This window comes from Mesorhizobium sp. M7A.F.Ca.CA.002.09.1.1, assembly GCF_003998555.1.
Taxonomy (GTDB): domain Bacteria; phylum Pseudomonadota; class Alphaproteobacteria; order Rhizobiales; family Rhizobiaceae; genus Mesorhizobium; species Mesorhizobium ciceri.
In genome coordinates, this window is record NZ_RZRR01001578.1 from 1 (window position 1) to 492 (window position 492).

At 64.4% G+C, this 492-nt stretch carries 1 protein-coding gene; it reads left to right on the forward strand.

Annotated elements, in window-relative coordinates; all coding sequences use genetic code 11:
* Nucleotides 1-94: 94 nt before the first annotated feature.
* Nucleotides 95-492 (forward strand): ABC transporter permease (locus EN994_RS34750; protein WP_164746590.1); only part of this gene is annotated, 398 nt, incomplete at its 3' end.

The following is a 492-nucleotide window of genomic DNA, read 5'->3' on the forward strand; positions in this document are numbered from 1 at the left end:
CCTCTTCTCCCCTCGGGGAGAAGGTGGCCGCGAAGCGGCCGGATGAGGGGTCTTCGTTCCATCAGTCACCGAAACGCATTAGGCCTACGCCAGAATGCTCCTGCAAAGATTCCTGATCCGTCTGCTGACGATGCTGATCACGCTGTTCGGCGTGGCCGTCGTCGTCTTTGTCGTGATCCGCGTCGCGCCCGGCGATCCGATCGCCATGATGCTGCCGCCTGGTGCTACGGATGCCGACATTGCCCGGCTGCGAGCGCTCTACGGCCTCGACAAGACCATCGTGCAGCAATTCTTCATCTGGCTGTCAGGCGTCGCCAGGGGCGATTTCGGCACCTCGATTTCGCTCAGGCAGGATGTGCTGGGTCTCGTCTTCAACCGGCTGCCAGCGACGCTGGAGCTTGCCATCGTCGCGCTTGTGATGGCGGTGGCGCTCGGCGGCACGACGGCAATCATCGGCGCGCGCGAACGCGGCACGGCGGTCGAGGCCGGCAT